3 protein-coding genes are annotated in these 6,039 nt (G+C 30.8%); all 3 read right to left on the reverse strand.

What is annotated here, in order from left to right; all coding sequences use genetic code 11:
• Nucleotides 1-2,079 (reverse strand): hypothetical protein (locus PHF79_03735; GenBank protein ID MDD5318892.1); only part of this gene is annotated, 2,079 nt, incomplete at its 3' end.
• Between the two features lie 137 nt (nucleotides 2,080-2,216).
• Nucleotides 2,217-3,092 (reverse strand): hypothetical protein, encoded by an 876-nt coding sequence (locus PHF79_03740; GenBank protein MDD5318893.1) that lies wholly within the window; start codon nucleotides 3,090-3,092, stop codon nucleotides 2,217-2,219.
• On the reverse strand, nucleotides 3,082-6,039 hold a 2,958-nt coding region (locus PHF79_03745), incomplete at its 5' end, for an ATP-binding protein (GenBank protein MDD5318894.1). The genes PHF79_03740 and PHF79_03745, both read right to left, overlap by 11 nt.

Genomic DNA, 6,039 nt, shown 5'->3' on the forward strand with positions numbered 1-6,039 from the left:
CCCGATAGTTTGTAATGAGAGTGATGGATCATACTCTATTTTAGACCAATCCAATTCAATAGTAATATTTTCATTCAGCCCACATTTCCATAACCAAAAGCTGATACTGGCAAAGGCAGACCATGCAGCATTTGAAGATGGTATCTCTTGTATTGGTGAAAAGTTCATAAGCCATTTTTCCAAAATATCAAATTTAAAATGAGCTATTTCTAAACGTTCTACAATCTCTTTGCATCTTTGTCTTTGATCTTCTGTCATAATCGGAAACTGTAAAATGGATTCCCAAGGGTCTTCCCCTGCTTGCGCTATATTCGCACCAAGAGTTAATACAAAATTTCCTTCTGAAGTATCATGTATCTCTCTTATGTAATCAACTCTTTGTTCAATAAATTCACGAACAGACAACCATATCAAAGCCTGAATAACACCTTCAGCAGATTCCCAAGAATTCGGTTTGAATCCATCTAAGATTTTCAAAAGTTCATAACGTTGCTCGAAATGCATTAAAAAAGCATACAGCAAAAACAACCCTATATCACGTGGATGTAATAACGGCAATACAACTTGAACTTCTTCAATCCAAGGAACATACCCCTCATCAATTAACAGATGTTTTAGTATTTCTGAGCGAATAGGATGAATAGCCCTTATCCATTGAGCCGAATCGTCCAATCTCAGCATATACTCTGATTCGAGACGTTTCAACGTTTTTTCTGGATTTATTTTGAACTGTTTTACAACCTCTTTAACGCTGAGTCTAGCACCGTAAGACGTGCCGATTGCAACCGCTCGGAGTAAATTGATTGTTTCATCGCCAGGTAATGTTTCACTAATCAGTTGATTGAGCTGTGCTTGTAATCGTTCCTCTAATCGTCCACCTTGTGTGACTAAATACACAAACTCAAGTAATGGACCATGTCCGCCAAATTCTTCCCATGCTTCTGTAAAATCAAGATGCCGTTTGACCAATTTGCGTTTAAATAGTACATCAAAAATTTGCCGTGCTTCTTCGTGATCGAATTGGAGTTCAATTTCATTGAATGAAAATTCCACACCATGAACCTTTGATTGCTTCCAATCTTCTTCTCGCAGTGTAATCAGAAGTTTGATGTTTTTGTTTTTTGCCAAGGCTTTGATAAGTTCTTCCCATCCAATATCGGAAGCTGAAACATCCATATAAACAATAACCGGCGCATCTAATGCCTTAGTATGCTCCAATAGCGCCAATGCACTTTTCAAAGCATCATGACGGTTTTCTACGACCTTGATCTGAAAACGCCAAGTATCTGGATAGTACTCTTTTAAATATCGAAATGCCAAAGTACTTTTGCCTTGACCAGACACACCATGAATAAATAGTATATTATTTTCTGAAAACAGCCTATGTATTTCCTCTAATTTTTTCGGACGTATCACGTCAAAATTTGCTTGTATATGAGAAAAACTTGCAGCTTCCCCCTGATAATAATCGTCCTCCAACACTACCGTATCTATTCCATTTGATATTTCATCTGTCAACGGTTGAATGATCGTAAACCATTGATCGTGATAAGCTTTTCTTGCTGCTAAAAAATTACCAATGTTTATAATTTTTTCATGAAGCATAGATTGATCGATTTTTTGTTGTGTTTCAGAAGCTTTATATATCCACAGATTTAATAAATCAAGTGCCTTATTCGGGTCTATACCTACGAGAGAATCTTTTAACCGATTAACAATCTCATCGACAATTTTTGTTTCAACCACCGACTCAGCATGAATTGAACCAAATAAATGTTCTAATTCTTCTTTTCTGGAGGTTATTGATTTATCTTCAAATAGCTTTGTAATGACTTGACGGCGTTCGTCTCCATTAGAATTACATGCAAATTGAAGTTCATGTCCTATGGGTCCAAATTTGATAATTGATAGTTTTACACCCGGATTAGAAATTTGTCTTTGTATTGAACGCACAAAAAATGAGTTTTTAAAGTTACTCAATACCAAATTTGAATCGCCACTTTTCACTTGGATTGCTTCAATTAAATTGTGTCGAGAATCATAAACCGCTAGGTCTTCAGCTCCTTCAGGTTGAAACACATATTTTTCGGGAGAAGTTAATATCTTGTGAAGTATATATAGAGCCTGTAAGCGGAACCCTCTGTATGTGTAAGTTGCGTTATCAAGAGATATCAATATAATTTGCCTTTTAAAATCTATTAGTCAAATATGAAACATCAAAAATAGGATAAATTCTTTTTTTTTGAAATAAAAAATAGCTCACCTACAATTTCTTGTAATTCTTTCAAATAATCTTTTCTCATCAAAAGATCACATCCTTCCAACTTCGCAATATTTGAGTCTTGCCCCACAAAGGAAGCACCATTTCCAATAAGTTCACTTCTCCAGCATCTAAATTCCAAAACAACATCATTATTACCGTCAATTGCCCTTAAGCCACTATTAGATAAATCTAGTTCCAACCCTAAGTCAAATAATGTAGCACTATTAATCCACAAAACATACTTTGGCTCAATCGTATTGGATTTTTTACAAAATCCAATTATTCTCTCTTCTTCTGGATGAAAAAATCTATCTTGCCATATCAATGACGATGGTATATATTCAAAGAAAGGACTTTTGTTTTTTAAAGGAGTCAATCCTTCAAAAACTATTTGCTCCGAATTATTTTTACCATATTGACCCAAAATTAATTCATTCTCAAATCTTGCAATTCTTACAAAATCACCAACTTCACCTATCTCTATTTGTAAACCTTCATTTATTTCACTAGGTTTTTTTATAGCTGGTCTTTCAATCATAGAAACTTTTATCGCTATAAGTGATTCCATATCAAGCTTAAAAGAGATGTCATAATGAAATTCATTTTTATGATTCTGAAAAATATATTTATTAACTTCTTCAAAAATAATATTTTCTAAATTGATATTTGGAGAAGATATTTGATGAGATCTATTCGCAAAAGATTCAAATATCTCTTTTCTTGTATTAATTTTCTTCTGTATTATTTCTTTCACTGCTTTAGTCTCAATGCCCAAATACTCTAAATATTGCAGATACTTATTAGTGTTAATTAGTTGTTCATACATCATATACCCTAGATAAAAATATAATTATACTGTTGTAAATATACTGATTTTCAAGCTGTTGTGCTTTCAAAATATCATCAAGAATTAAAGTGAAAAAATCTCTTTTACTTTCAACATTCAAAGTCAATATCTCTATTAATCCAGCAATAGATAAATGAGGGAATGAGTGTATGTTTGCAAAAAACCATTTAAATGGTTTTTCCAGCAATTCTACTTGATAATTTAGAATGTAATTGATTGCGAAAAGTATTTCTCGTTGAACTTCAGAGTCCAAATTAGTAATTTTCGCAAGTAGGATTACAATGGCGAGTTCATTGTCATTCATTTCATTCAGGTAGTCATTTTCAACATCACTCCAGTCGAATTCATTTGTATCAGGCAATCTATTTTCCAAAAACTCAAATGCAGTCTTATACATTGATAAAATATCGGTATCCTCTAATCCGGCATATTCAAAAGCTATAATTAAATTTGCCGTAGAATGTCTACCATAAGCTAAATTTGAAAATACATTAAATAAGGTTTCTGCTAATATTTTTAGTGCTATTTCTTTGTTAATTTCTACCGCGTTTTTCAGTGCTTCCATATTCACAAAATTCGAATACCCACCATCTTTTGAATAGAGGAATATATTTACAAAAAAAAGTATTTTTGTATCTTCTTGTATTCTAAGATTAACTATGAAATGTCTAAGATTTTCAAAATAGTTTTCTCCTCTTGGAAATTTTTTTTGAATTAAAGGCATTAAAATAGATTTGCATATTACATCTTGATTCTTTTCTAATAAAAAGAAAAAAATACTATTAAGATCTTTATCTGTCAATTCATCTTTTCTATCAAAATATGAAACAATTTCATCAATTGTTTTATCTCTTAATGAATAATCATTAATTTCTAATACTTTATTTATTTGTTCTCGTAAAGTATCATTGAAACGTCTAAAGGCAAGGTTGTTATTTTCTTCTTTCTCCTTGAGCAACATAGATAAATTGAAAAGTTTTTTCAGTACTTTTAACTTTTGAATTGTATTTGGTTTTAACGATTCACGCGAGTTATTCAAATCTCTTGACAATAGATTAATAAGTGACTGTTTCGCTAGTTGTTCATCGGCAGCTTTAAGAATCATGATATTGTCAGCCAAATCATTTACATAATCATCATTATTATTCGTTGGGGATAATCTGTATAAAAAATTCAATATAACGGGATCTACTTCTTTGCTAAATTGTATATAATCAACAAACATATAATCAAGCTTCCAAAAATTTGTATTGTTTAACAGTTGATCTAATAAATACATTGAAGCAAATCTATAATCAACTTTCAGAAACTCTTCAAACCATTCGATAGTTAACCACCTTGTGTCTTTACCATCATCAGTGTGTTTCATAACCGCATCAGTTAAATATTTTAATTTTTTTGCATATTCTTTCGCGACATCCTGATTTATCTGATTTATAGACCTTAAAGGCTCGATGATTTCAGATAAGGTTATGTCTTTGTGAAATGTATAGCTTGTTGTTAAATAGACCGCTTTTCCAAGTTCTCTTATAGCATTTTCTTTATCATTTATTTTTGCATAGTAAATTGCTTTTTTTAAAGAATATTCCAAATGTTCAGAATAATTTTCTTCTTCGGATTGATCAAACCGTTCATAGCTATCGATAATAAAATTGATATTATCTTCATTAACAAACTTCGCTTCAATAATAGAAATTGTGTTATATGGAACTTTATTTAAAAAGTTGATTACCTTATGCCAAGCATTTTTTGACTTGATATATTTCAAGCCCTGTTCTATTGTCAAGTTAATTAGATTTTTATTTTGATGATTGATGTCTGTGAATCTAGGGGAACCTTTATAAGCGTCTACATCACTTGCTAAAAATTCAAAATTTGCGATTATAGTATCTTCAAGCTCTCGATAATTTTTAAATTTATCTTCATTAATATCTAATTCGATAAGAAAATTTCTAATAAAGAATTTTAAAAAGTTAAAAGATAAATTTCTTGATGGGATCGTTTTTTCAAATTTTCTTAGTTCTTCTGGATTATAAATTGCGTATTCTCGAACTAAATGATAAAACTTATATAAAACGTCCTCTTTTATATAGCCACTCAGAAAATCTAGGTTCAATACTTTTAAAACAATATGTCTTTTCTTTCTTGCAAATAATATCCTGTGTTCACACTTTGTTCTTCCGAGAATATAATTTATTCTTGCTGCAACAAGCTCCTTACTATCTGATTCCAATTTGCGGTATAGTTCAAGTATATAATCAAACCCAATTTGATTATATACTTCTAAAATAAAAATTGGAAAATAGTCTTTAAAATCATTATTTACAGAAAAATCTTGGAATTCTTCATCCAAATCAATCTCTAAAGCTATCAATGAGCTAATATAATAATGGTAATTTTCTAATGGAATTTCTTCTTGAAAATAATCTCCGATCAAATCCCAATCAGGGATAAAACCATTTTTTTGAGAGATGTAAAATGCTTTTGCAATTATTTCATTTGTGAAATTTGCTACTCCATCAAAAAAAAGCATTTCATTAGCTCTTTCGAAACCATAAATCAATCCAACAGCTTCAAAATATAACTCAAATTTTTCTAAGAATATACTGTGATATTCCTCAGATATGGTAGTGTATATCGTCCTATTTAATTCGCTGATGTATATAAATAGTGACCAATCCAATGTCTCTCTAGCAACAAATAAAAAATTGTCATAATTGATTTTGATTGCACTTTCTGCGAATCCATTTAATAAGCTATGAGTCAAAAAATCTACTGTAGCATACTCTTTAATCTTTCCGTAGGCTTTTAATTTTATGAAGTATCTTAGTAAGTATCTATAGGATTTTGCATTGGTATAAAATCCTTGTCCTTCCAACCAAGTAACAATATCTTGATATATCTCATTTATATTTGCATTTGCTTCAAG

This window comes from Candidatus Paceibacterota bacterium, from assembly GCA_028714275.1.
In the GTDB taxonomy this organism is placed as follows: domain Bacteria; phylum Patescibacteriota; class Minisyncoccia; order Phycocordibacterales; family CAINVO01; genus CAINVO01.

Excerpts from the sequence above, each read along its gene's own strand:
- PHF79_03740 (MDD5318893.1), bottom strand. The coding sequence starts at position 3,092 with ATGATGTATGAACAACTAATTAACACTAATAAGTATCTGCAATATTTA.